Annotated in this window: 23 protein-coding genes; 5 read left to right on the forward strand and 18 right to left on the reverse strand. The window is 63.9% G+C overall.

The window, feature by feature from the left end:
• Positions 1–2 precede the first annotated feature (2 nt).
• The 11 genes from IVB13_RS10385 to IVB13_RS10435 all read right to left on the reverse strand — a co-directional run bounded on the left by IVB13_RS10385 (position 3) and on the right by IVB13_RS10435 (position 13589).
• Positions 3–1082 (reverse strand): zinc-binding dehydrogenase, encoded by a 1080-nt coding sequence (locus IVB13_RS10385; protein ID WP_085352129.1) that lies wholly within the window; start codon positions 1080–1082, stop codon positions 3–5.
• A 59-nt stretch (positions 1083–1141) separates the two neighbouring features.
• Complete coding sequence (locus IVB13_RS10390) at positions 1142–2083, reverse strand: DMT family transporter (RefSeq protein ID WP_018457082.1); 942 nt, start codon at positions 2081–2083, stop codon at positions 1142–1144.
• 185 nt (positions 2084–2268) lie between these two features.
• Positions 2269–3108, reverse strand: coding sequence for an aldo/keto reductase (locus tag IVB13_RS10395; RefSeq protein ID WP_247488795.1), 840 nt, complete (start codon positions 3106–3108; stop codon positions 2269–2271).
• A 45-nt stretch (positions 3109–3153) separates the two neighbouring features.
• Complete coding sequence (locus IVB13_RS10400) at positions 3154–4056, reverse strand: SMP-30/gluconolactonase/LRE family protein (RefSeq protein WP_247488914.1); 903 nt, start codon at positions 4054–4056, stop codon at positions 3154–3156.
• A 234-nt stretch (positions 4057–4290) separates the two neighbouring features.
• Positions 4291–6996 (reverse strand): nitrate reductase, encoded by a 2706-nt coding sequence (locus IVB13_RS10405; RefSeq protein WP_247488796.1) that lies wholly within the window; start codon positions 6994–6996, stop codon positions 4291–4293.
• Positions 6997–7011: 15 nt separating this feature from the next.
• A complete protein-coding gene (locus IVB13_RS10410) occupies positions 7012–8229 on the reverse strand; it encodes an FAD-dependent oxidoreductase (protein ID WP_085385885.1) in 1218 nt (405 codons plus the stop codon).
• Between the two features lie 10 nt (positions 8230–8239).
• Entirely contained in the window at positions 8240–8668 is a 429-nt protein-coding gene (locus IVB13_RS10415; protein ID WP_026233298.1) for a globin family protein, read from the reverse strand.
• Between the two features lie 119 nt (positions 8669–8787).
• A complete protein-coding gene (locus IVB13_RS10420) occupies positions 8788–10167 on the reverse strand; it encodes an MFS transporter (protein WP_018457089.1) in 1380 nt (459 codons plus the stop codon).
• Between the two features lie 338 nt (positions 10168–10505).
• A complete protein-coding gene (locus IVB13_RS10425) occupies positions 10506–11300 on the reverse strand; it encodes an ABC transporter ATP-binding protein (protein WP_085362269.1) in 795 nt (264 codons plus the stop codon).
• Positions 11301–11312: 12 nt separating this feature from the next.
• Positions 11313–12209 (reverse strand): nitrate ABC transporter permease, encoded by an 897-nt coding sequence (ntrB, locus tag IVB13_RS10430; RefSeq protein WP_085352122.1) that lies wholly within the window; start codon positions 12207–12209, stop codon positions 11313–11315.
• Positions 12210–12269: 60 nt separating this feature from the next.
• Positions 12270–13589 (reverse strand): CmpA/NrtA family ABC transporter substrate-binding protein, encoded by a 1320-nt coding sequence (locus tag IVB13_RS10435; RefSeq protein ID WP_085352121.1) that lies wholly within the window; start codon positions 13587–13589, stop codon positions 12270–12272.
• A gap of 675 nt (positions 13590–14264) precedes the next feature.
• Between IVB13_RS10435 and IVB13_RS10440 the strand changes: the two genes are divergently transcribed.
• Positions 14265–15104, forward strand: coding sequence for a formate/nitrite transporter family protein (locus IVB13_RS10440; RefSeq protein ID WP_018457093.1), 840 nt, complete (start codon positions 14265–14267; stop codon positions 15102–15104).
• Positions 15105–15159: 55 nt separating this feature from the next.
• Positions 15160–16896 carry a bifunctional protein-serine/threonine kinase/phosphatase gene (locus IVB13_RS10445; RefSeq protein ID WP_247488916.1) on the forward strand — a complete coding sequence of 579 codons (1737 nt, stop codon included), beginning with the start codon at positions 15160–15162 and terminating at the stop codon, positions 16894–16896.
• 23 nt (positions 16897–16919) lie between these two features.
• Here IVB13_RS10445 and IVB13_RS10450 read toward each other — a convergent pair whose 3' ends face one another.
• A complete protein-coding gene (locus tag IVB13_RS10450) occupies positions 16920–17594 on the reverse strand; it encodes an SDR family oxidoreductase (RefSeq protein ID WP_247300278.1) in 675 nt (224 codons plus the stop codon).
• 42 nt (positions 17595–17636) lie between these two features.
• Positions 17637–18506, reverse strand: coding sequence for an NmrA/HSCARG family protein (locus tag IVB13_RS10455; protein WP_247488798.1), 870 nt, complete (start codon positions 18504–18506; stop codon positions 17637–17639).
• A gap of 100 nt (positions 18507–18606) precedes the next feature.
• Here IVB13_RS10455 and IVB13_RS10460 point away from each other — a divergent pair, with 100 nt between their 5' ends.
• The gene (locus tag IVB13_RS10460) at positions 18607–19500 is read left to right on the forward strand and encodes a LysR family transcriptional regulator (RefSeq protein ID WP_247488800.1); all 894 of its coding nucleotides are present in this window, start codon (positions 18607–18609) and stop codon (positions 19498–19500) included.
• A gap of 31 nt (positions 19501–19531) precedes the next feature.
• Here IVB13_RS10460 and IVB13_RS10465 read toward each other — a convergent pair whose 3' ends face one another.
• Positions 19532–20449 carry an intradiol ring-cleavage dioxygenase gene (locus IVB13_RS10465; RefSeq protein ID WP_247394474.1) on the reverse strand — a complete coding sequence of 306 codons (918 nt, stop codon included), beginning with the start codon at positions 20447–20449 and terminating at the stop codon, positions 19532–19534.
• 169 nt (positions 20450–20618) lie between these two features.
• On the opposite strand from IVB13_RS10465, the gene IVB13_RS10470 reads away from it, so the two are divergent.
• Positions 20619–21893, forward strand: a complete 1275-nt coding sequence (locus IVB13_RS10470; RefSeq protein ID WP_247488802.1) for a serine hydrolase domain-containing protein — start codon at positions 20619–20621, stop codon at positions 21891–21893.
• A 49-nt stretch (positions 21894–21942) separates the two neighbouring features.
• On the opposite strand, the gene IVB13_RS10475 is transcribed toward IVB13_RS10470, so the two are convergent.
• The 4 genes from IVB13_RS10475 to IVB13_RS10490 all read right to left on the reverse strand — a co-directional run bounded on the left by IVB13_RS10475 (position 21943) and on the right by IVB13_RS10490 (position 25465).
• Entirely contained in the window at positions 21943–23262 is a 1320-nt protein-coding gene (locus tag IVB13_RS10475; protein WP_018457100.1) for a TRAP transporter large permease, read from the reverse strand.
• Positions 23259–23774, reverse strand: coding sequence for a TRAP transporter small permease (locus IVB13_RS10480; protein WP_085352116.1), 516 nt, complete (start codon positions 23772–23774; stop codon positions 23259–23261). The genes IVB13_RS10475 and IVB13_RS10480 overlap by 4 nt, the downstream gene beginning before the upstream one ends.
• A gap of 84 nt (positions 23775–23858) precedes the next feature.
• Entirely contained in the window at positions 23859–24857 is a 999-nt protein-coding gene (locus IVB13_RS10485) for a TRAP transporter substrate-binding protein (RefSeq protein WP_018457102.1), read from the reverse strand.
• Between the two features lie 374 nt (positions 24858–25231).
• Positions 25232–25465, reverse strand: a complete 234-nt coding sequence (locus IVB13_RS10490) for a hypothetical protein (RefSeq protein ID WP_026233301.1) — start codon at positions 25463–25465, stop codon at positions 25232–25234.
• Positions 25466–25602: 137 nt separating this feature from the next.
• Between IVB13_RS10490 and IVB13_RS10495 the strand changes: the two genes are divergently transcribed.
• Positions 25603–25947 (forward strand): DUF1236 domain-containing protein, encoded by a 345-nt coding sequence (locus IVB13_RS10495; RefSeq protein WP_018457104.1) that lies wholly within the window; start codon positions 25603–25605, stop codon positions 25945–25947.
• Positions 25948–25959 lie beyond the last annotated feature (12 nt).

Below are 25959 nucleotides of genomic sequence, written 5' to 3' on the forward strand. Positions count from 1 at the left end.
CATCACCGCCACGGCTGCACGATGATCTTGGTGTGAGCCTCAGGGTTGGCGAGATCTGCGAAAGCCTTTGCGACACCGTCGATGCCGACTTCCGCCGTCACCATTGCCGCCGCATCCACCTGCCCCTCCGCGATCAGGCGCAGTGACGCCGCGAATTCGTCCGGCGTGTAGCCGAGCACATACTGGACGTTGAGCTCTTTCATGATGCCGAGCATGGGCTCGCTCCTGTCGGTCTCCATGCACACACCGACCACGACGATCCTCGCATCGCGCGGCGCGCCTTCGAACACCTGCTGCAACAGACCGGGCACGCCGACGCATTCGAAGATGATCGCGGGCTTCAGCGCGGGCAGCATCGCCTGGAACGGCGGCCGGGCCGCCTTTTCGGCATCGGACATCTGCGCATGCTCGGCCCAGGTGGCATAGGGCTGCGACACCCGTGGATCCACGACGACATCGGCGCCGAGTTTTGCCGCAAGCGCGCGCCGCGCCGGCGAATAGTCGGCCGCGACGATCGGATGCAGGCCCTTGAGCTTTAGCGCCGCAATCACCGCGAGCCCAACCGGACCGCAGCCGATCACGAGCGGCACTTCGCCGCCTCGGATGTTGGCCTTGGCGACGGCGTGAACGCCGACCGCGAGCGGTTCGGTGAGCGCGGCATGCTCCGGCGCGAGACCGTTGGGCACCTCGAGCAGCAGCGCTTCGCTCAGCAGCATCGCCTCGGCATAGCCGCCAATATTGTCGTTGGAGTAACCGATACCTTCGATGCCCTGCGGCGTTACGAGGGCTGGCAGCGAGCAGACGCGCGTGCCCGACTTGAGCTTGCGCACGGTCCCCGGGCCGAAGTCGACGATCTCGCAGCAGAACTCGTGGCCGAACACGACGTCGCGGGCGAGATCCATCGGCTTGCGGCCGGTCTTTCGCGCCATCTCCACCATGCGGTGGGCGTGCTGGCGCGCGTGCAGATCGGAGCCGCAGATGCCGCAGGCGAGCGTCTTGACCAGCACCTGGCCGGGGCCGGGCTTTGGCTCGGCCATCCGGTCGACGACAATCTCACCGTTCCTGAAAATCGCAGCGCGCATCCGGCTCCTCCCGTCTTGTTGGAGCCGTCGATAGCACGAAGCGGACGCGCGATCTTGCGTCAGGGGTTCGGGGAACGCTCTTCCAGGATCAGGAGCTGGGCGCGGCGGATGCGCTCGCGATGGGCGATGTAGAGGCCGCTGGCGACGATGAAGGCCGCACCGGTGACGGTCCAGACATCAGGCACTTCGCCGAACAGGAAGAAGCCGAGGATGCTCACCCACAGCAACTGCGTGTAGGAGAACGGCGCCAGTACCGAGGCATCGCCGTAGCGATAGGCCAGCACGATGATCCACTGGCCGACGGTGGAGGCGACGCCGATCACGATGCCAAGCCCGATCGCCGTCCAGGTCGGCGTGACCCAGACGAACGGTACCATCAGGGAGAGGATCGCAACGCCCGTCAGCGCCGAATAGGCCATCGTGGTGAGGACGGCTTCACGCCCGCTCATCATGCGCGTCAGGATCAGCGCCGCGGCCCAGCAGAACGCCGAGACGATCGGGAAGAAGGCGGCGGCGTGAAACGCGCTGGAGCCCGGGCGCAGGATGATCAGCACGCCGGTCAGGCCGATCGCGGTCGCGATCCAACGGCGCATGCCGACCTTCTCGCTCAGGAAGACGATCGAGAGCGCGGTGACGAACAGCGGCGAGACGAAGCCGGTCGCGGACGCTTCTGCGATCGGCAGGAAGCTCAGGCCGGTGATGAAGAACAGCGAAGAGCCGAGCAATGCCGCGCCGCGCATCAACTGCAGGCCGAGGCGCTCGGTGCGCATCGCATGGAGCGGCGAGCCCGGCAGCATCACCGGCGTGAACATCAGCGCAAACGTCACGAAGCGGATCCAGGTGATCTCGATCGACGGCAGGCTCGACGACAGATATTTCGCGGTAACATCGGAGCAGCCGAGAAAGATCGTCGACAGCAGCACCAGCGCGATGCCTTTGAACGGGTGATCGACGCGCGCCGGCGCCCGTCGCGCCTGCGGCTTCTTTTCCGGCATGGGCATGGGAATACTGTCGAGCCTTGCGGCTGCGGCGGGCGGCGGGGTCACGGCTGGAACCTAGGAATGCGAATCGGGAATGATCGTAAAAAACGATAATTGCGCCGCTTTCACAACTTCCGAAAACAGGATGCCGATATGCGCTCACGTCCGCGCACGTCAAGACTCCATTAATAACGGGCGTTTGTGCACTACAGCATGGGCAGGCCGCGCGGCTTCGGACCGCGCGGAAACGCCGCATCGAGCGCCGCGATCTCGTCTTTCGTCAGCACCAGATCGCCGGCCGCAGCATTGTCGCCGGCATGTTCCGCGGACGACGCCTTCGGGATCGCGAACACCGTAGTTGCACGGGTGAGGAAGCTCAGTGCGACCTGGCGCGGCGTCGCGCGACGCGCCTCCGCGATGCGCGCCAGCACCGCGCCGCCCTTGCTGTTGCTCGCAGGGAAATCATCGTGGCCGAATGGCGAATAGGCGACGACGGCGACACCATGCCGTTCGCACCACGGGATCACCGCGTGCTCGATCGCGCGTTCCTTCAGATGATAGAGCACCTGATTGCAGGCGATGCGGTGTTCGCCGGCGGCGTCGAGGATCTCGTCGAGATCATCGGCATCGAAATTGGAGACGCCCCAGGATTTGATCTTGCCGGCCTTCACCAGTTCCTCGAATGCGGCGACGGTGTCCTCCAGCGGATACGAGCCGCGCCAATGCAGCAGATAGCAGTCGAGCCGATCGGTTTTCAGCCGCTTCAGCGAGCGCTCACAGGCGGTGATGGTTCCGCGGCGCGAGGCGTTGCTCGGCAGCACCTTTGACACCAAGAAAACCTCGTCGCGTCGGCCCGCGATCGCATCCGCAATGACGAGTTCGGCATCGCCATACATCTCGGCGGTATCGATGTGGGTCATGCCGAGGTCGAGCCCGCGCTGAAGCGCCGCGATCGCGCGCTTGCGATCGCCTTGGTCGAGATACCATGTGCCCTGCCCGATGACGGAGACGCTGGCACCCGTTTTGCCGAAGGGTTTCGTGTTCATATTTGCTCCGATACCACTCGTTCGCTGAGGCAACCGCCGTCGCGCTCAAGAGTTCAATACGCCGATGTCAGCGACCAATACGCTACCGGTTGCGGACTCCGTGATGTAGAGTCGATCCTTCTTCGCGCCACCAATGGCGACATTGGTGCAATTCGGACCTGCACACGACTTGACCCGCGCAATCAATTCGCCGTTGGGCGCGAACACGAAGACATGGCCGAGTGAGGCGTGACCGACGAACAGGCGGCCCTTGGCATCCATTGTCATGCCATCAGGGCCGCTGGTGCCGAACAGCGAGCAGAAGCGGCCAACCTTCGACACGCTGCCGTCCTTCATGAACGGCAGCCGCCACACCGCGTTGTCGCGCGTCATCGCGACGAACAGCACCGTCTCGGTTGGATCGAGCACCAGGCCATTCGGGCTGATACCGGTGTCGATCAGGCAATCCAGTCGGCCGCCCGGCGTCAGGCGATAGACACGGCCGCTGGGGTCATGCAGGCCGGTCTGTCCCTGGTCGGTGAAATAGATGTCGCCGTTGGACGCGAGATGCAGATCGTTGCAGCCCCGGAAAGACTCCGAGTTGCGCGCCGTCAGAACCGGCTTGATGCGGCCTGCCCGGGCGACGAACTCCATGATGCCGTGCCTGTAGTCGGCGACCAGGATGCGGCCGTCGGCTGCGATCTTCAACCCGTTCGGCCAGCCCTCATATTCAATCGCCAGCGACCACTCACCGTCGGGCGCAATGCGGAAGATGCGGCCGAAGGGAATGTCGACGATGTAGAGATTGGCATCCTTGTCGAACGACGGGCCCTCGATGAAGGAGTCCGTCGGCACACCCGGCCGGTTGGCATCGGCCCAATCCGTCCGCTCGCCTTTACGGCGGAATTTGTCGGGCATGGCGGAAAAGAGCCTGGTCTCGATCAGGCGCGGCGGCGTTTCCAGGTACATCATTGTTGTTTTTGTCGTTGTTGATGGGAGAGCGCGGCACCATAGGGCATAATGGGGCGTGCGTCGATTAGGCTGAGGCATAGCGCGCCGCCATCGCTGTCATTCCCCGCGAAAGCGGGGAATCCAGTACGCCGCAGCCTCACCGCTTGATCACAGGCGGCTCGGTGTACTGGATCGCCCGGTCAAGCCCGGCGATGACGGCGGAGCATGCAGCGGCGACCGAGAAAGTCGCGGCTACCCGGCAGCGCCCGCGACCTTCGCCCGCATCGCCGGAGCCACCTCGGTCGTCGCGATCAGGCGCTTCAGCTCGGGGATGCAGGAGCCGCAATTGGTGCCGGCCTTGAGCTTTGCGCCGATCTCGGCGGCTGTGCGCGCGCCTGCGGCGATGGTGTCGCAGATGGTGCCGCGGCCGACGCCGAAGCAGGCACAGACGACAGGACCGGTCGAAGCCGCGCCCTCGCTCGACTTGCCGGACAGCAGCATGCGCCGCTGCTCATCGGTGACGTGGTCGGCCACGAACAGGCTCTTCACCACCTCCCAGTCCCCGGCATCATGCGCGGGGCCGACGAACAGGCAGGTTTCGATGCGGTCGCCGGCAAACGAGGCCGCGCGATAAACGCCGCCGCCGAGGTCGCGATAGTCGGCGACGTCCTCGCCGGCAACGCCACCGAGCCAGGCCGGCCAGCGCGACAGGTCCGCATTGTCGGCGAAGTGGTAGCCGAAGCCGCCGGTAACAGTGACGCGGGTCCACATCAGGTTCGGCGGCAGCTCCAGCTGCTTGCGCGACAACGCAAAGCCGCGGAAGACGTATTCACAAGGCACGATCGCGGCTGGTGTCGCCTTGGACTCCGGCTGCCCCGAGAACGGATCGGTGAACGGTGCGACCAGCGCCCCGACGCGACCGTGCGAGGCGTTCATCGCACTCCAGTGGATCGGCGCGAACAGCGTGCCGCGCTGCTGGCGGTCGCTGACGACGACCTTGAGGGTGCACTGGCCGTAGTCGGTGGTGATGCGGGCATAGCCGTCGTGGACGATGTTGTATCTGCCGGCGTCATCGGGATGAATCTCGACGAACGGCTCGGGCAGATGCGCGCCGAGCCGCGGGCTGAGGCCCGTGCGCGTCATGGTGTGCCACTGGTCGCGGATGCGCCCGGTGTTGAGCCGCAGCGGCCGCGACGGCCCGGTCTCGCCGCGCAGCGCCGGCACCTCCGGCGCGACGAAGCGGCCCTTGCCGTCATTGGTGAAGAACCCGCCGGCCGCGAAGAAGCGCTCGCCGGGCGCCTCGCCTTCGCGCGCGGGCCACTGCACGGGCTTCAACGCGTCGAAGCCCTCGTCGGACAGCGAGGTCAGCGCGCCGATGTCGAAGTCGCGGCTGCCATCGTTCTCGAACGCCGAGAGCGCGGCGTGCTCGCGAAAGATGTCGGCTGCGGATTTGTAATTAAAACTGTCGCCGAAGCCGAGGCGTTTTGCGGTTTCGCTCAGGATCCACCAGTCCGGCCGTGCCTCGCCGGGCGCCGGCAGGAACGAACGCTGGCGCGAGATCCGGCGCTCGGAATTGGTCACGGTGCCCGACTTCTCGCCCCAGGCCAGCGCGGGCAGCAGCACGTGCGGCCCGGCATCGACCGTGTCGTTGGAGAGCACGTTCTCGGAGACCACGAACAGCTCGAGCTTCTTCAGCGCCTCGCGCACGAAGTCCGCGTCGGGCAGCGACACCGCGGGGTTGGTGCCCATCACCCACAGCGCCTTGACCTCGCCGCGGTTGATGGCTTCGAACAGCTGCACCGCCTTCAACCCTTCATGGGTCGCGATACGCGGCGCCTTCCAGAACCGCCGCACGCGATCGATGTCCGGCGCCGTGAAGTTCATGTGTGCGGCGAGCTGGTTGGCGAGGCCGCCGACCTCGCGGCCGCCCATCGCGTTGGGCTGGCCGGTGAGCGAGAACGGCGAGGCACCGGGCTTGCCGATGCGCCCCGTGGCGAGATGGCAGTTCAGGATCGCGTTGACCTTGTCGGTGCCCTGCGCCGACTGATTGACACCCTGCGAGTACAGCGTGACGACGCGGGGCGTGTCACGGAACATCTTGAAGAAGGTGGCAACGTCCTGCTCGGAGAGGCCGGTCGCCAGTGCGGTCGCGGTGATGCTGCCGGCGATGCTGCGTGCGCGCGCCAGCGCGTCGTCAAAGCCCGACGTGTTTTGCCCGATGTAGTCCTGATCCAGGGCACCATTGTCGGCGAGGTGAACGCACAGGCCGGAGAACAACGCCGTGTCGGTGCCGGGCTTGAGGCCGAGGAACAGATCGACGTCGGTCGCGGTGTCGGTGCGGCGCGGATCGATCACGATCATGCGCGCGCCGCGCTCCTGCCGGTTCTTCAGCATGCGCTGGAACAGCACGGGATGGCACCAGGCGGCATTCGAGCCGACGAACACCAGAAGATCGGCCTGGTCGAGATCCTCGTAGCAGCCGGGCACGGTGTCGGCGCCGAAGGCGCGGCGGTGACCGGCGACCGATGACGACATGCAGAGCCGCGAATTGGTGTCGACGTTCGCAGTGCCGACAAAGCCCTTCATCAGCTTGTTGGCGACGTAATAGTCCTCGGTCAGCAGCTGGCCCGAGAGATAGAATGCGACCGCGTCGGCGCCGTCGCGCGCGACGATGTGCTGCATGCGGTGGGCGACGTGATCGAGCGCATCGCTCCAGGCGACGCGTTCGAGCACGCCCTTGCAGCGGATCATCGGATAGAGCAGCCGGCTTTCGAGCCCGACCGTCTCGCCGAGCGCCGAGCCCTTGGAGCACAGCCGGCCGAAATTGGCAGGATGATCGGGATCGCCCGCGATCGCCGCGCCGCCCTTGCCGTCTGGCGTCGCCAGCACGCCGCAGCCGACGCCGCAATACGGACAGGTCGTTTTGGTAGCGCGGAGCGTGGGATCGATCGCCGTCATATCGAGCCGCCTCAATCAAGCCGCTTTGGAGGGACGCGCGAGCGCGCGGCCGAACATCATGTCGGTGCGGATCGCCGCCACCTTGTCACGATTGCGGATCAGCTCGAGATACCAGAGCGCATCGACGGTATCGCCGATCAGCACCGCGCCGGTGAGCCGGCCGTCGGAGATGACGAGCTTCTTGTAGGTGCCGCGCCTGCGGTCTGACAGCACGAGGCTCTCGCTGCCCTCCCCGCCCATGAAGTCGCCCGCGGAGAATACGCTGACGCCCGACACCTTCAGATTGGTCGAGACCACGCTGCCCTGATAGGCCGCGGGACGGCCCGCGAGATGCCGCGCCAGCACGCGCGCCTGCTCGTAGGCAGGCTCGACGAGGCCGTAGCAGGTGCCGCGATGCTCGGCGCATTCGCCAAGCGCGTAGATATCGGGTGACGCCGTCTGCATCTCGTCGTTGACGACGATGCCGCGGTTGACTGCGATGCCGGCGTCCTTTGCGAGCGCAATGTTGGGCCTGATGCCGGCGGCGAAGATCACCGCATCGGCCTCGATGCGGCTGCCGTCGGCAAGCTCGACCGCTTGGACATGACCTTCGCCGTGGATGCGCGCTGTGGATGCATTGAGCAGGATACGAATGCCCTTGCGCTCGACCAGTGTCTTGAGCAGGTCCGCGGCGGAGGCATCGAGCTGGCGCTCCATCAGCCGGTCCATCAGGTGCAGCAGCGTCACCGGCGCTCCGGCCTTGGCGAGGCCGTAGGCCGCTTCGAGTCCGAGCAGACCACCGCCGACCACGACGACGCGCTTCCTGGCGGCCGCGAGCGTCAGCAGCAGGTCGACGTCGCGGGTATCGCGAAAGGTGTGCACGCCGGCGAGATCGGCGCCGGGCACGTTGAGCCGTAGCGGCGTCGAGCCGACGGCGAGCACGAGCTTGGAATATTCCATGCTCTCTTCGCCTTCGATCTTGAGCTCGCGTCGGCCGGTGTCGATCTCGGTGACCCGATAGCCGTAGCGCACCGTGACACCGCGATGGCGCCACCAGTCGGCGGGTCGGAGCTCGATCTCGTGCGAGCCGGTCTCGCCGGCCAGCACGGAGGAGAGCAGAACACGGTTGTAAGCGAGCCGCGGCTCTTCGCCGATGACGGCGACCGCGTAGCGGCCGAGTGCGGTCTTGGCGAGCTCGTCGACCAGACGCGCGGCCGCCATACCGTTTCCGACAATGACCAGCGGTTCACTCACAACGCATCTCCTATTCAGCGGCCTGCGACTGTGCGCCGTAGGCCTCGGACATCATGTAGCCGGACAACACGCCGTAGGCGTCGGTCCAGGCGGTAGCGAGTTCGGGCGTCCAGGCCTCGCCAAGGCCCTTCTCCAGGGTCCACAGCAAGGTCGCGCCGACCACGGGGTAGTGCTCGGCCTTGGCGCCGTAGCCGACGTGACGCTTCGCAAGCGCGGAGGCCGCCGGAAGAATCGAGTCCAGATTCGACAGACCGCCGACGACGGCGGCGAGCATGCCCATCAGCTTCTTGCGCTGCTCGGTCATGTCCTCGGGGAACATCGCGCGCACGGATGGCGCCACCTCGAACAGGCGATCGTAGAACAGCACCGCGGCCTGCGCGGAAATCGGCGCGACCTTGGCAAAGCTCTGCTGCACGAGGGTGATCTGTTCCGGCGTCATGATGTTCTCCTGCCTGTTGGGTTTGCCTTGGTGCGCGCCATTGCGAACCAGGTTCATTGTCAAACTGTCGGGCAATGCTTCTCCCCGCGTATGGGGAGAAGCGAGATTCGTACCAAGTATTAGACACGCGCGCCGGCGAGGCTTGACGCGCCTTCGCCCTGCGGGCTGCGACGCAGATAGAACCACCAGGTCAGCGCGAGGCAGGAGGCGTAGAAGCCGAGATAGATCGCGAGCGCGAGCTGCGGCCCGCCGGTCAGCGCGATCGACTTGCCGAACCCGGTCGGGATCAGATAGCCGCCAACGGCGCCGACCGCGCCGATGAAGCCGACCGCAGCACCGCTCTCGATGCTCGCCGTCTTCAAGGCGACCGCGCGCTCCGCATCGCCCTTGCCGCGCACCCTGAACAAATTCTGCTCGCGGAAGATCGAGGGGATCATGCGGTAGGTCGAGCCGTTGCCGATGCCCGTCGTCACGAACAGGACCAGGAACATCGACAGAAAGCCGATGAAATCCTTGTGCCCGACGAAGTAGAGCACGCCGATCGTCGCGCCTGCCATCACGATGAAATTCCAGAACGTGATCACCGAGCCGCCGATCCTGTCGGCAAGCCAGCCGCCGAGCGGCCGCGACAGCGAGCCGACCAGCGGCCCCAGGAACGCGATCGCAATGGTGACTTGCGGGAACTGGGTCTTGATCAACAGCGGAAATGCAGCCGAGTAGCCGATGAAGGAGCCGAACGTGCCGATATAGAGATACGCCATGATCCAGGTGTGCTTGCGCCTGACCACGGCGAGCTGGTTCTTGATCGACGACTTGGCCGTGGTCAGGTTGTTCATGAAGAACACTGCGCCGAACACCGCGATCGCGATCGGCAGCACCCACATCAGGCCGGCGTTCTGGAGGAAGACGCCGTCGACGGGCGATGCCTGGAACAGGTTGATGACGGCGAGCGTCATCAGGATCGGGGTCAGGAGCTGCACGCTGGAGACGCCGATATTGCCGCCGGCCGCATTCAGTCCGAGCGCCCACCCCTTCATCCGGTCGGGGAAGAAGAACGAGATGTTCGTCATGCTGGAGGCAAAATTGCCGCCGCCGAGACCGGCGGTCGAGGCAATCAGCAGCATCAGCCAGAACGGCGTGTCGGGCTGGCCGACGAAATAAGCCAGCGAAAGCGTCGGAATAAGCAGGATCGCCGCGCTGAAGATGGTCCAGTTGCGCCCGCCGAAGGTCGTCACCGCGAAGGTGTAGGGAAAGCGCATCAACGCGCCGATCAGCCCGGGCACCGCGACGAGCTGGAACAGCTGGTCGGTGGTGTAGTGGAAGCCCGCCTGCGGCAGCTTGGTGGTGACGATGCTCCAGATCAGCCAGACCGAGAAGCCGATATGTTCGGCCACGATCGACCAGATCAGGTTGCGTCGCGCGATAGTCTTGCCAGTCGCATTCCAGAACGCCTCATCTTCGGGGCGCCAGTCTGAAATCCAGGTTGGATTCTTCGTCATTGAGTATCCCTTCTTGCCTCACCGCTGCGTCGTTGCAGGCTCAGCCTCCGGCCACGGAGGCGCGCGCCGAGGCCAAGCCCCGGTGGCGAGTTCACGATGCTGATTGATGATGTTGAGGGACGTCGTCGTTGGCGTCGCGGTCGGTGTTTCAATTTCCGTGCCAACTGCGCGCATTCCGGAAACGCAGGAAATTCAGGAGCTTGTTCTTCGTGCCCCAAATTCTTGCAGCACTATTTCGCACGCAAATTTTGCGATTCGCTCAATCCCTGTGCGCCGCACAAGGATTGAGCTTGATGATTCAAAATTAGGCGTTGCGTGAGCATCTGTTGGTGACGCGCCTACGCGGCTTCGACGAAGCGATGACGCTCATAGAGGAATTCGAGCACGCGCTGCCGGCACTTCAGGTAAGTGACGTTGGTCGCGAGTTCGAGCCGCTTGCGCGGCCGCGCCAGCGGCACCTCCAGCACCTCGCCGATGCGCGCGCTCGGCCCATTCGTCATCATGACGATGCGATCGGACAGCAGCACCGCCTCGTCGACGTCGTGGGTGATCATCAGAATGGTGTTGCCGAGCTTCTGATGCAGCGCCATCACCGAATCCTGCAAATGCGCGCGGGTCAGTGCGTCGAGCGCGCCGAAAGGCTCGTCGAGCAGCAATACTTTCGGCTCCATGGCAAGCGCGCGGGCAATGCCGACGCGTTGCTTCATGCCGCCGGAGATTTCCGAGGGCCGCTTGTCCTTGGCATGGGCCATCTGCACGAGGTTGAGATTGTGCATGACCCAGGCGTCGCGTTCGGCGCGCTTCTTGGTCTTGGCGAAGACCTTGTCGACGCCGAGCCGGACGTTCTCGTACACGGTCAGCCATGGCAACAGGCTGTGGTTCTGGAACACCACCGCGCGATCCGGTCCCGGCGAGTTCACCTCGCGGTTCTCGAGCAGCACGCCGCCCATGGTGGCGTTGGTCAGGCCTGCGATGATGTTGAGCAGGGTCGACTTGCCGCAACCGGAATGGCCGATGATCGAGACGTATTCGCCCTTGTCGATGGTGAGATTGATATCCTTCAGCACCTCCGTGGAGGCTGCGCCGCGGGTGAAAATCTTGTCGATATGGTCGAGCTTCAGATAAGCGGTCATGTGCTTCCCCTTTTAGTTCAGCGCGGTGCCTCGGGTGACGATCTTGCCGGCGCCCGCGATCAGGCGGTCGAGCACGAAGCCGATGATGCCGACATAGAACAGCGCCAGGATGATTTCGCTGATATGCGAGGAGTTCCAGGCGTCCCAGATGAAGAAGCCGATGCCGACGCCGCCGATCAGCATTTCCGCGGCGACGATCGCGAGCCATGACAGGCCGATGCCGATGCGAAGTCCCGTGAAGATGTAGGGCGCGGCGGCAGGGATCATGATCTTGGCAAAGAACTCGAGCGGGTTGAGCTGCACCACTGCGGCGACGTTGCGATAGTCCTGCGGAATGTTGCGGATGCCGACCGCGGTGTTGATGATGATCGGCCAGACCGAGGTAATGAAGATGACGAAGATCGCCGACGGCTGGCCGTCACGGAAGGCCGCGAGCGAAAGCGGCAGCCAGGCCAGCGGTGGGATCGTGCGCAAGACCTGGAACAGCGGATCGAGCCCGCGCATGGCCCAGACCGACTGGCCGACCAGGACGCCGAGCGCGATGCCGGCGATGGCGGAGAGCGAATAGCCGAGCGCGACGCGCTGGAGACTGGCGGAGAGATGCCAGAACAGACCCTTGTCGATGCCGCCATGGTCGAAGAACGGATCGAGGATCAGCTCCTTGGTGTCCTTGAAGACTTTTGACGGCGGCGGCAGCGCCGAGCCGGCGCGACGGCAGACCAGCTCCCATATCAGCATGAGCAACGCGACCACGACGAGCGGCGGGATAACGCGCACGGCGGTCTCCCGCGCCATCCGCGCGTAAGTCTCCGATCGCGGCGGCCGCTTCGGTGTCATCGCGACGACCGGCGCGGCAGCGCTCGCAGGCTTCGCGGTCTCAACCTCGATCTTCGTGGCGGGCATGTTCATCGCAATATCTCTCCGGCTGCAAAAGACGATGCGGCCGCCCGGAGGCGGCCGCTGGCTCCATCAGACTTCGACGCGCTTGATCGCGAGCGACTTCAGATAGGCAGCGGGATTTTCCGGATCGAACACCTTGCCGTCGAAGAAGGTCTCCTTGCCGCGCGACGTAGAGGCCGGGATCTCCGCACTTGCGACGCCGAGCGTCTTGGCCGCATCGCGCCACATGTCCTCGCGGTTGACCTTGGCGATCAGCGCCTTGGTGTCGAAATTCGCCTCGTACTTGCCCCAGCGGATGTCCTCCGTGAGGAACCAGAGGTCGTGGCTCTGGAACGGATAGGAGGCGAAGTCGCGCCAATACTTCATGATGTGCGGGGAGTTCTCGACCACCTTGCCCGGGATGCCGTAGTCGAACTTGCCAGCGGTGCGGTCGAGCACGTCTTCGACGGGGCAGTTCATCCACTGCCGCTTGCCCATGATGGCGGCAAGCTCGGCCTTGTTCTCGGCCTTGTCCGACCATTGCTGCGCTTCCATCACCGCCATCAGCAGCGCCTTCGAGGCCTTTGGATATTTATCGACGAAGGCGGCGCGCATGCCGAAGGATTTTTCCGGATGCTTGTTCCAGAGTTCGCCGGTGTTGATGGCGGTGTAGCCGATGTTCTGATGGATCAATTGCAGATTCCAGGGCTCGCCGACGCAGAAGCAATCCATGGTGCCGACCTTCATGTTGGCCACCATCTGCGGCGGCGGCACCACGATGGTCTCGATGTCCTTGTCGGGATCGATCCCGCCGGCGGCGAGCCAGTAACGGATCCAGAGGTCATGCGTGCCGCCGGGGAAGGTCATCGCGGCCTTCACGGCCTTGCCTGAGGCCTTCTTCTTCTCCAGCGCCGCCTTGAAGGGCGTGGCGTCGACGCCGAGCTTCAGGTCGGCATATTCGTTGGCGACGGAGATGCACTGGCTGTCGAGATTGAGCCGCGCCAGGATGTACATCGGCGTCGGCTGATTGTTCTGCGTCACCTTGCCGGCCGAGATCAGATACGGCATCGGGGTGAGGATGTGCGCACCGTCGATGCCGTTGCCTTCTGAGCCGAGCACGAGATTGTCCCGCGTGGTGCCCCAGGAGGCCTGCTTCTGCACGTCGGTGTCAGGCATGCCGTATTTGGCGAACAGGCCCTTGTCCTTGGCGACGAACAAGGGGCCGGCATCGCTCAGCGCGATGAAGCCGAGCTTGGCACCCTTGACCTCGGGGCCGGCGTCCTGCGCGAAGGCGCCAGCGGGGAAATTGAGTTTTACGGCGGCCAGGAGTGCGGCGGTCGAGCCGGCGGCCTTCAACAATTGACGGCGGCTGAGGCCAGTGTCCGACGGCCGGCGGGTGCGCTTGGTCATAGGCGATATCGTCCTTTGCGTCGTTGCAGAATGATTGCGTCAGTGCACACGAGCAGCCCATCCGGTCCGGTGACGCCTGAAGCAGCGCATGCGAACGCGCGACGGGGAGACCCCCGTCTGGTGACGTCGGCAATTCGGATGAGAAGTCTCGCGGGACGGCTTCAATGGCGTCGGCCTGGAACTATTCAAGCTTCATGCCAAGCGCCACAACGCAGAAAATCTCGAAAGATCAATACGCTACAGGCAGCGCGCCAGTCTGTCGCAGGCCCGTTCCGCTCGCGAAATTTGCGGCCTGCTCAATATTTGTGCGGCGCACAACAGTTGTGCAGCAGCTCAAGCAAAAGGCCGCATCAAGCGCAAAAGCCGGGGCAGCCAAAGCTCTATCAGATTGATGTTGCTTGCTTTTTATGAGCCCAGCACGCGGCACGCAACTTGCTTCTCCATTTACGTCAATGAAGACTGCGGCTTTGCCGCATTGATGCAGGCGCTGGCGGCTGCATCCCGGAAGCTCAACTGCTTCGCGGCCCTCCTCGGCTCGGTCGTCGTGACGCAATCCCAAAGGCTTCCAACTCTCCATCGCCTCGTGCGCGGCAGGTCAGCCCGCACGGGCAGTGACGTTCAATCGCTCTCGCAGGAGGGCGAGATCTCTTTCTTAGGAAGCAAAAGGAACCATCGATGTCGTATCTCGCGCCTTCGGAATTCGTCACCAAGATGGTGGATGCGGGCGAGTCCAAAGTCTTCATGTCCACCCGGGATACCATCATCCGCGCCTACATGGCCGGCGCCATCCTGGCGCTCGCGGCATGGTTCGCCGTCACGATCAACGTGAACACGGGGCAGCCGCTGATCGGCGCGCTGCTGTTCCCGGTCGGCTTCGTCATGCTGTATCTGCTGGGCTTCGACCTCCTGACCGGCGTGTTCGTGCTCTCCCCGCTCGCCCTGATCGACAAACGCCCCGGCGTCACCATCGGTGGCGTCTTGCGCAACTGGGGCCTCGTCTTCGTCGGCAACTTCGCCGGCGCCTTCACCGTGGCCTTCATGATGGCTTTCGTCACGACCTTCGGCTTCACGCAGGACCCCGACAAGATCGGCACCGCGATCGGCAATATCGGCGAAGGCCGAACGCTGGGCTACGCTGCGCATGGCGCGGCCGGCATGGCGACGCTGTTCCTGCGCGGCATGCTTTGCAACTGGATGGTCTCGACCGGCGTGGTCGGCGCCATGATCTCGACCTCGGTCCCCGGCAAGGTCATCGCGATGTGGATGCCGATCCTGGTGTTCTTCTACATGGTGTTCGAGCATTCCGTCGTGAACATGTTCCTGTTCCCGTCGGGCCTGATGCTGCACGCAAAATTCTCGATCATGGATTACCTGATCTGGAACGAGATCCCGACCGTGCTCGGCAACCTCGTCGGCGGCCTCGCCTTCACCGGCATGACCCTCTACGCCACGCACGTCATGACCAAGCCGAAGCGCCAGGCCGGCAAGGCCACGTCGCCCCGCGTCGCGGCCTGATACGTCTCGACAGGAGAGCCTCGCCCGATCAGGGTGAGGCTCCCCTTTGCCGGTGATGACGATGACCCGCGGACTTCAGATCTCGGTCGGCCAGCATTCCGACAAGGGTCGCAAGCCCATCAACCAGGATTTTCACGGCGTCCTCGTTCCGGACGAGCCGATGCTCAGCCTGAAGGGCATTGCGGCCGTCCTCGCCGACGGCATCTCCAGCAGCACGGTGAGCCAGATCGCCAGCGAGTCGGCGGTCAAGAGCTTCCTGATGGACTATTATTGCACGTCGGAATCCTGGACGGTGAAGACCTCCGCCCGCCGCGTGCTGGACGCGACCAATTCCTGGCTCCACGCGCAGACGCGCAAGAGCCAATATGCCTATGACCGTGACAAGGGTTATGTCTGCACGCTGAGCGCCATGGTCATCAAGGCGACCACCGCGCACATCTTCCACGTCGGCGACTGTCGCGTCTACCGCGTGGCCGGCAAGGCGCTCGAACAGCTGACCGACGATCACCGGATCATCGTGTCCTCGGAGCAGACCTATCTCGGCCGTGCGCTCGGGATCAATCCGCAGCTCGAGATCGACTACCAGAGTTTCGAGATCGAGACTGGCGACACGTTCCTGCTGGCGACCGACGGCGCCTATGAATTCGTCGACGCGCGTTTTGTCACGAGTGCGCTCAGCGACCATGCAGCCGAGCTCGACGGAGCGGCGAAGGCGATCGTCGAGGAAGCCTACCGGCGCGGCAGCGACGACAACATCACAGTCCAGATCCTCCGCATCGATGCGGTGCCGCAGCGCGAGCCGGCCGGCATCTTCAACCAGACCTCCCAGCTGCCGCTTCCCCCGCTGCCGGAGCCGCGGGCCATCTTCGACGGCTACAGAATCGTCCGCGAAATCCACGCCAGCAGCCGCAGCCATATCTACCTTGCCGTCGACGCAGTGACCGAGGAGCCGGTCGCGCTGAAGCTTCCGTCGATCGATTTGCGCGACAATGCCGCCTACCTGAAGCGCTTCCTGATGGAGGAGTGGATCGCGCGCCGGATCGACAGCCCGCACGTGCTGAAGCCGCTGTCGCAGTCGAAACGGCGCGGTTACCTCTACGTCGCGACCGAATTCGTCGAAGGTCAGACCTTGCGGCAATGGATGACGGACAATCCGCGCCCCGATCTCGAAACCGTGCGCGGACTGGTCGAGCAAATCGCCGCGGGCCTGCGCGCCTTCCACCGCATGGAAATGCTGCATCAGGACCTCAGGCCCGACAACATCCTGATCGACAAGACCGGCACCGCGAAGATCATCGACTTCGGATCGGTCAAGGTGGCAGGCGTCGCGGAAGCCGCCCCGCAGGACGAGACCGACGAAATTCTGGGAACGGTCCAGTACACGGCGCCGGAATATTTTCTTGGGCAAGGCGGCTCGCCGCGCTCCGACATGTTTTCGCTCGCCGTGATCTGTTACCAGATGCTGACGGGAAAGCTTCCCTATGGCACCCAAATCGGCAGGATCCGGCGCAAGGCGGACGTGCGGAGGCTCAAATACCGCCCGGCCGATGACGACAGCAACGTGCCCGCCTGGGTCGACGGCGCGCTCAGACGTGCGCTGCATCCGGATCCCTACAAGCGGCACGAGGATCTGTCCGAATTCGTCTTCGAGCTTCGCACACCCAATCCGGCCTATCTCGACACGCGGATCACGCCGCTCTTGGAGCGCAGCCCGCTGATGTTCTGGAAATTGACCACGGCGGCGCTCGCCTGCGTCGTCGTGGTCCTGCTTGCGATGTTGCACGCGCGCTGATCCGGGTGTCGCCACGCAAAGCATCACCACGTGATCAGCGGAGACCGATGCAGCCAGGTATCGGCGCGCACTTGATCCAGCACGAATGTCGCAACGTCTTCGCGCGCGATGCTACCGCCGTGGAAGCCCGAAAGATCCGTCAGGGCCCGGACCGAGCCGCGGCCAGGCTTGTTGTTCAGGATCGAGGGGCGAACCAGGACCCAGTCCAGCCCGCTGTCTTTGACGATTGCTTCCTGCCGGTCCTTGTCGGTGTACACCTTCTTCAGGAGAAGCGGAAAGATCACATTGTCGGCGACAAAGCCGCCGTGCCCGGCACTGTCGCCGGCGCCCATTCCGGTGATGCAAACCAGCCGCGAGACCTGCTCGGCCTTCATCGCGCTCACGAGTGCGCGCGTCGCGGTCGAGAGAAGCGTCACCTCGCGGAACGGGCTTACCGGTGTACCCAGCGCACTGACCACGGCCTCACGGCCTTTGAGGGCTGCGCGCAGGGCTGTTTCATCGCGGGCGTCTCCGACGATAAGCTTCGCCCCCGTGATGTCACGTGCCTTCTCGGCGGAACGCACCAGCACGGTGACGTCGTAGCCTCGCGCCACCGCCTGGTTGACGATCAGGCGACCGGTGGCACCGGTCGCTCCAAGCACCAATATCTTCGTCGCACCTTGCGGATCCGCCGGAACAGTGGCGATTGAAGAGGTCATGATGGGAGTCCTCGTTGTCGTGATGGGGACGTGCCCATGCCGTCAGGCAGAGGCCGCGATTTCGGAGACGAAGTCGCGATAGGAGCGCAGGGGACGGCCCAACAACGCGGTCAGACGCTCGACGTCGCCGGCTTCGGGGACCATTCCCTCGGTGAGGAAACGCTCGCTCATCAGCCGCATGTCGTAGGCCATCCAGCTCGGCATGAACTGCCGGAGATTCTTCTCGAAGCCGGCGGTATCGTCACCGGGATAGGCGACCGTGCAGCCCAGCACCTCCGACCAGACCGCGGCGGCTTTCGCGCCGGTCAGCGTATCAGGACCGACGAGATTGACGCGGTCGAGCGCAAGCGGCGTTGCGGCGCGCTCACGACGGATGAGCTCGAGGGCCGATATCTCACCGATGTCGCGCGCATCGATCATGGCGAGCCCCTTGCTCCCGATCGGCATCGGATAGATGCCGTATCCGGTCACCACGTCCTTGATCGTGACGTCGTTGTTCATGAAGTACGCCGGGCGCAGGATGGTGGCGTTGAAGCCCATCTGCTCGATCATCCGCTCGACGCCGAACTTGCCGGCAAAGTGCGGGACGTTCACGTAGCGATCGCTGTGGATCACCGAGAGGTATACGACCCGCTCGACACCAGCCTCGCGGGCGACGTTGAGCGCGATCAGCGCTTGCGTGAATTCATCCGGCACCACTGCGTTGAGCAGGAACAGGGTCGAGACGCCCTTGAATGCGCTGCGGATCGAGTCGACGTCGAGCAGGTCGCCCTGCACGACGGTGACGCCTGCCGGGAGGTTTGCCTTGGCTGGATCGCGGGCGAGAGCGCGGACATCGGCGCCGCGTTTGGCGAGCTGTTCGACGACGTGGCGGCCGACGGTGCCTGTTGCACCGGTAGCGAGGATGGTCATGGGGATTACTCCGGGTTGGTCAGAAGACACCCGGAAATTAGCGATCCACAAACGAACCGATAGCCGCTATATTTGGACGGACTGTCTCACTGGTGGAACGATGTACCTGCTCGCACTGACCGACTTCAATCTCGTCGCCCGGCACGGCGGCTTCGGACGGGCCGCACGCGCCACCGGACGCCCGAAAGCCACCCTGTCCCGGCGGGTCGCCGAGCTGGAAGCCGCGCTTGACCTCCGCCTGTTCGAGCGTGGCGCGCGGGCCCTGAAACTCACGCAGGAAGGACGTGCCCTTTACGAGCGGACGGGAGCCTTGCTCACAGAGCTCGACGAGACGGCGACAGCGATCGCGTCGGGTGGGGACAGGCCGCGGGGGCGCTTGCGGATCAGCGCGCCCTTGCTGTTCTCGCAGACTGCAATGGGAAACCTCGCGGCTGGGTTCGCGCTCAGATATCCGGAGATCCGTCTTGAGGTCACGACGGAAGATCGCTCCGTCGACATGGTGGAGGAAGGGTATGACCTCGTCATTCGGGTCAATCCCGATCCGGATGACAGCCTTGTCGGACGAATCTTTCTGCGCGATCGGCTGGTGGTCGTGGCAAGCCCGGACCTGAAACGACCGAGGGACGGCATCGCTGTGCCGGCTGTCATGCGCGGAGCGGGCGACCAGCTGACAAGCTGGGAAGTCACGATGCCCAGTGGAAGGTCGCGCATCGCGATTGATCCGGTCCTGCGCCTGTCATCGCTCGTCATGGTTCGCGACGCGGTCCGGGCGGGCGTCGGCGCCGCACGCCTTCCGGTATCACTGGTCAGTCACGACCTGGCTGCCGGCACGCTGGTGCATTGGGGCGACATCGACGGACCAGAGATCGCGTTATGGACGCTCTATCCATCGCGCCGGCTGTTGAGCGCGCGCGTCTCCGCCTTCCTCGACTTCATGAAAGAAGCCTTTCCGATGGGGACGCCTGACGAGCTGGCGGCGTTTATCGGGAGATGAGCGGGCGGCGCGCGCTGCTCGCGCCTGACGGTCAGGCGTGCTCCTCCGCCTTCGTCCCCAGCGGCTTCGGCGCCATGCCGCCGCCGGGCTTGAGGTGGAATTCGTAGGTCATCAGGTGCCATCGCCCGTTCGCCTTGGTGCCGTCGGGCAGCTCGAGATCGTTGCGCGGCTCGACCTTGGCGACGAGGTCGTCCTTCACGCCGAACACCACGTCGGAATCCAGATATTTGTCGCCGTCCATGAAGACGTGGGTGATCAGCGGCTCGTAGCCCTTGGCATTGACCAGGAAGTGCACATGCGCCGGGCGCATCGGGTGACGGTTGGTCTGCACGATCATCTCGCCGACCGGGCCGTCGGTCGGGATCGGGTAGCTGCACGGCAAGATGGTGCGGAAGAAGAAGCGGCCATCGCTGTCGGTGATGAAGCGCGCCCGCGCCGAGGCGCCGACCTCGTCATAGTTCGGCTTCTGCGAGTCGTAGAAGCCGTCATCGTCGGCGTGCCAGACGTCGACGGGGACATTCGCGAGCGGCTTGCCCTTGAGATCGGTGACACGGCTCTGCACGAACATCCGTTCGCCGGTTTGATTGTTCGGAGAGATGTCGGTGCCGTGCGCGGTCACCTTGTGCTCGCCGACATAAAACGGCCCGAGCACGGTGGTCTGGGTGGCGCCCTCGCGCTCGCGGTGGTTGACCGCGTCGACCAGCATGGAGACGCCGAGCACGTCGGACAGCAGGATGAATTCCTGCCGGGTGTCCGTGCATTTCTGGCCGGTGCGGGTCAGGAAATCGATGGCGTATTCCCACTCCTCGAAGGTGAGGCCGGTCTTGCTCACGTAATCGTGCAGCGACTTCACCAATTCCTGGAGCAGGAATTTCGCGCGCGGATCGGGTGTCTGGTCAAAACTCCGGACGACGGCTTCGGTGAGTTCGGTCTCGTTGAACTGGGTCATGGTGCGTTTGCCTGCGTTTTCTCATTGGCCCGTTAGGGATCTCTTGGGCTGCTTGGAGGCGTCCACGCTGGAGCCTACACCAAACAGGCGGCCGGGGTTAAGCGCGACCGGGTTGGAATGAGACCGCCATATCGGCTATCAACGTCGGACAAACTGCCCGGAGGAACTGATGCTTGCTCCCACCCCCGCCTCGCCCGAATCCGTCGGCATGTCCAAGGCCGCGCTCGACCGCGTCGACGCGCATCTGAAGAGCCGGTACATCGATGCCGGCCGCTTCCCGGGCACGCATCTCCTGGTCTATCGCCGTGGCACGATCGCCCACAGCTCGGTGCAGGGATTTTCCGACGTCGAGCGCAAGCTGCCCGTCAAGGACGACACCATCTACCGCATCTATTCCATGACCAAGCCGCTCACCAGCGTCGCCTTCATGATGCTGGTCGAGCAAGGCCTCGTCGCGATCGATGAGCCCGTCGCCAAGTACATTCCGGAATGGAAGGATCTCGGCGTGTTCGTCGCCGGCACCGCGCCATCCTTCCTGACCCGTCCGCCGTCGCGGCCGATGCTGATCGTCGATCTCCTGCGCCACACCTCCGGCCTCACCTATGGCTTCCAGCAGCGCTCGAACGTCGATGCCGCTTACCGCGCTGAAAAGATCGGCGAGGTCGAGAAATCGGGCACGCTCCAGACCATGATCGAGAGCCTCGCAAAAATTCCGCTGGAGTTCTCGCCGGGCGAGGCCTGGAACTACTCGGTTTCGACCGACGTGCTCGGCTACCTCGTCGGCAAGATCTCCGGCATCCCCTTCGAGCAGTTCCTGAAACAACGCATCCTCGATCCACTCGGCATGACCGACACTGATTTCCACGTGCCGGCTTCCAAGGCCCACCGGTTCGCTGCCTGTTACTCGGCCGACCCGGGTGGCGGCATGACCTTCCATGCCGGCCAGCGCCGCGAGGGCCTGACGTTGCAGGATGATCCAACCAAGAGCTCGTTCCTGTCGCCGCCGTCCCTGATCTCAGGTGGCGGCGGGCTGTGCTCGACGACGGCCGACTATCTCACCTTCTGCCGTGCGCTGCTCAATGGCGGCGAACTCGGCGGCGTCAGGTTGATCGGGCCGAAGACGCTGGCGCTGATGACGACCAACCACATACCGGGTGGACGCTCGCTGCCGGAAGTGTCGCGCTCGCTGTTCGCGGAAGCCGCCTACAACGGCATCGGCTTCGGCCTCGGCTTCGCCGTGACGATGCGCCCGGCCGAGACGCTGGTCGCCGGCAGCCCCGGTGAATACAATTGGGGCGGCGCGGCCACGACTTCGTTCTGGATCGACCCGGCCGAAGAATTGATCACCATCTTCATGACGCAGGTGCTGCCGTCGAGCGCCTACCCGCTCCGGCGCGAGCTGCGCAGCATGGTCTACGCTGCGATCACCGAGAGCAATCTCTGAGAAAAATGCACCGATTCCGCGGCATCAGAGCCGCGGGATCAAGCCCCGCTCATTTCAACATCTCCGGCACGATCAGGCGCGGCAGGAACAGGGAAACGCTGGGCCAAATAATGAGCGCCGCCAGCACGAGCAGCATGGGGATCAGCATGATCACCGTGTCCTTAAGCGCATAGCGCAGCCGTACCCCGGCGATCGAGCAGGCGATCATCAAGCAGAGGCCATAAGGCGGCGTCACCAATCCGAAGGCGAGCGAGACGATCGAGATGATCGCAAACTGCACCGGATGAAGGTCGACCGATTTCGCCAGCGGTTCGAGAACGGTGCCGACGATGATGATCGCCGGAATGGCGTCGAGGAAGCAGCCCACCACCAGAAAGCAGAACGCGATGAAGAAGCCGGCCCCGATCGCGCCCATGCCCCAGGTCGAGACGTTAGCCAGCAGTTCCTGCGGAATCCTGTAATAGGCCAGCAGCCAGCCGAACGCGCTCGCGGTACCGACGCAGAACAGCGCCACGCCGGCAAGGCGCCCGGTATCGAGCAGCGCCTTGTAGAGTTCGCGCGCGCCGGTTTCACGGTAGAAGAACGTCGACAGCGCCACGGAATAGAGCACTGCGACGCAGGCGGATTCGGTCGCGGTGAACCACCCCAGCAGGATGCCGCCGACAATGATGAACGGCGTCATCAGCGCCGGTATCGAGCGCCAGATGGCGCAGCACATCTCCCTCCAGGTGTCCTTCGGATAGGTCGGATAGCCGCGGCGCACGGCATAGATATGCACGGTCGCCATCTGCGCGCCCGCGATCAGCAATCCCGGCACGATGCCTGCGAGGTACATCGCGGCGATCGAGGTCGAGATCAGTCCGCCCCACACGATCATCAGGATCGAGGGTGGGATGATGACGGCGAGCACGGCCGAGACCGCGGTGATGGCGATCGAGAACGAGAGGTCGTAGCCCTCCTTGGTCTGGGCATCGATGAATATCTTGGACTGGCTCGCCGCGTCCGCGGTGGAGGACCCGGAGATGCCGGCAAAGAACACCGACAGCACCACGTTGATCTGCGCCAGCGACCCCGGCCAGTGCCCGACCATCGAGCGGGACAGCGCGACCAGCCGGTCGGTGATGCCGCCGATGCTCATCAGATTGGCGGTGAGCAGGAAGAACGGCACCGCCAGCAGGATGAACGAATTGTAGGCGTTGAAGGTTTCCTGCGCGAGCGTCATCAGCGACAGATGCGGCTCGATCAGCAGGATCGGCACGCAGGCAAGGCCAAGCGCGAAGGCGACCGGGACGCGGATGATGAGCAGGCCAACGAAAGTACCGAACAGGACCATTGCGGCCTGCCCGGCAGAAAGAACATTGCCGCTCATTGATTTGCCCCAAACAAAATCCGCATCTCGTCGACGATCTGTTCACCGGCGAACACGATCCAGGTCACGCCGGAAATCGGCCAGGCGACGTGGATCAGCCAAAGCGGCAGATCGGCCAGCTCCGAAGTTCTGTTCCAGGCAAAGCGGGTGAACTCGATTCCGGCGGTTACGAACACCAGTGCCAGCGCCAGCACGCCGAGCCGCGCGAGAATCCGGACCATGGCTTCGCTTCGGCGTGACAGGTCAGGCCAGACGTCGACTTCAAAATGCTGCGACTCTCTGATGCCAACCATGGCGCCAATCATGATCGTCCAGATGAACATGAACCGCGCCATCTCCTCGGTCCAGATGTAGGACGGAATCAAAGGCGTGTAGCGCGAGAGGATCTGCAACGTGACCGGAATGACCAGCATGCCGACGGAGGCGGCGAGCAGGATTTCCAGCAGTTTTGCATAGGCCGCCGTTGCTCGGCGCCATGGCGACGGGTTCGGTGGCATCGATATTTCAGTCATCACGACTCCGGGGGATCACAATCACGCAATGGGGCAAGCCGTCTGGCTTGCCCCGACGTCCTGTCGCGTGGGCGGCGACAGTTTTCAGACGACGTTGATCTTCTCGAAAATGCCTTCCGCGCCAATTTCCTTGGCGTAGGTGGCCATCACGGGATCGGCGAGCTTCTTCATGGCGTCCCGTTCTTCGAAGGGAACGCGCTTGAGCTTCCCGGCCTTCTCCAGCGTGTCGAGCTTGACGACTTCTTCACTCGACTCCAGTTGTCGGCCGTAGTCGCCGGCCTCCTTGCCGGCCTTCATGATCGCGTCCTGCAACTCCTTCGGCAAGGTCTTTAGCGTCTTCACCGAGAAGCAGATCGGCCGGATCGACACGGCGTGTTGGGTCAGGTTGAGATGCGGAGCCACTTCGTAGAACTTCATCGCCTCGACGCCGGCCGCCTCGTTCTCGCCGGCCGCAATCACGCCGTTCTGGATCGCGTTGTAGATTTCGTTGTAGGCGATCACCGTCGGGCTCATGCCCACGGCCGCAAAGGTCTTCGACCAGATCGGCGCGCCCTGTACGCGCACCTTGAGTCCCCTAAGGTCGGCGAGAGTCTTGAGCGGCTTGTTGGCGAAGATATTGCGGATGCCACCGCCGGAATAGCCGATCAGAACGACCTCGGCCTTGGACGCGACTTCGTCGGCGATCGGCGCCAGGATATTGGCTTCGACGACCTTGTTCATGTGGTCGATGCCCTTGAACACGAAGGGCGCGTCGATGAACGGGGCCGCCTTGGCGAAGGTCGACATGTGAGCCGGCGAGACGATGCCGTAATCGACGGCTTTGCCCTGCGACATGTACTCGAAATATTGCTTTTCGAGGCCAAGCGAGGAATTCCTGTGCAGTGTGAAGTTGACGGGCTTGCCGTAGTACTTCTTGACCAGCTCTTCGAACCGGAGCAGGGCCCGGTTGAAGGCGTGGTCGTCGTTGAACTGGACCGCGCCGTTCAATGTGATCGGCGACTGTGCCCTGACGATTGACGGCATGCCCATCGCAGCCGCCGCAGTGGTCGCGCCGAGCCCAGCGAGAAATGATCTTCGCTTCATCGTCTCCCCTCCTTTTGATGCTCCGGCCCTGTCGCCGGGCCGTGAGCGCAGCCGGTATGCGGCTTGCGAGTGGGAAGCGTATGGAAAACCTCGGCGGGACGGAAGTCATTTCACGCGCGCGGGAGGCCCTCTTCGTCGCAGGGCCACCCCTTTCGCTAACTGCTGCACTGCAACTTGCGCTCCTGCCGGTGCGTGGCAGGCCGAGGGGAGCAGCCTCTCTTAGCAGACAGACGGCGTGCGGGCCCGTGCGCTGCACGCACAGACCCGCCTTCCACTGCCGCTTAGTGCATGTGGCCGATCAGATAGATGCCGCCGCCGATCACCAGCACGGCCGGCACGGCCCAGAGAATCAGAACTGGCATTTGTCATCCTCCTCAGTTGGACGTGCAGACCTTGACGGTCTTCATGCCGGCTTCAGCTTCGGTGCGCGATTTGTAGATCGCGCCCGATGGGCTGACGACGGTCATGGACGTGTCCGTCGGCTTCTTGTCGACGATTGTGCACTTCTTCGTCTTGACGTCCTGCACGACATAGAACTCGTCGGCTGCGAACGCCGGCAGGGATATTGCGGAAAGCATCAATGCTGCAGTTACTATCTTCAACTTCATTTGTAGTCCTCCTCCAGAGCCCGAGCCGTCAGCCCGGTCATCTACAAACGGGAAAAAGCGGCAATTAGTTCCCTGAGCCGGGAACGCTGTCCGCAATGAGGGGTTGTTGCGGCGCATGTTCAAACGAGGAGAACGAGATGAAGAAGTTGTTCCTGCTTTCCGCCGCGGCGGTCCTGATGTCGACCGGTGCTTTCGCGCAATCGACCGTCGTGACGACGACCGGGACGGGCCACGCGGCGGCCGTCCAGATCGAGCCGCAGTACCGAACCAAGATCAAATCCTACGTCACCGAGCATCGCATTCGCCCGGTGACCACGAAGGAAAAGATCGTTGTCGGTGCGGCGGTGCCGAGCGACGTCGAGCTTGAGGCCGTTCCCGCAGACTGGGGTCCGTCGCTGACGAAGTATCGCTACGTCTACTCCGGCGATCGCGTGATGCTCGTCGATCCCGGTACGCGCACGGTCGTTCAGGAAATTGATTGATCCAGGTGTAAG

The sequence above is a fragment of the Bradyrhizobium sp. 17 genome, from assembly GCF_023073515.1.
GTDB lineage: Bacteria > Pseudomonadota > Alphaproteobacteria > Rhizobiales > Xanthobacteraceae > Bradyrhizobium > Bradyrhizobium canariense_D.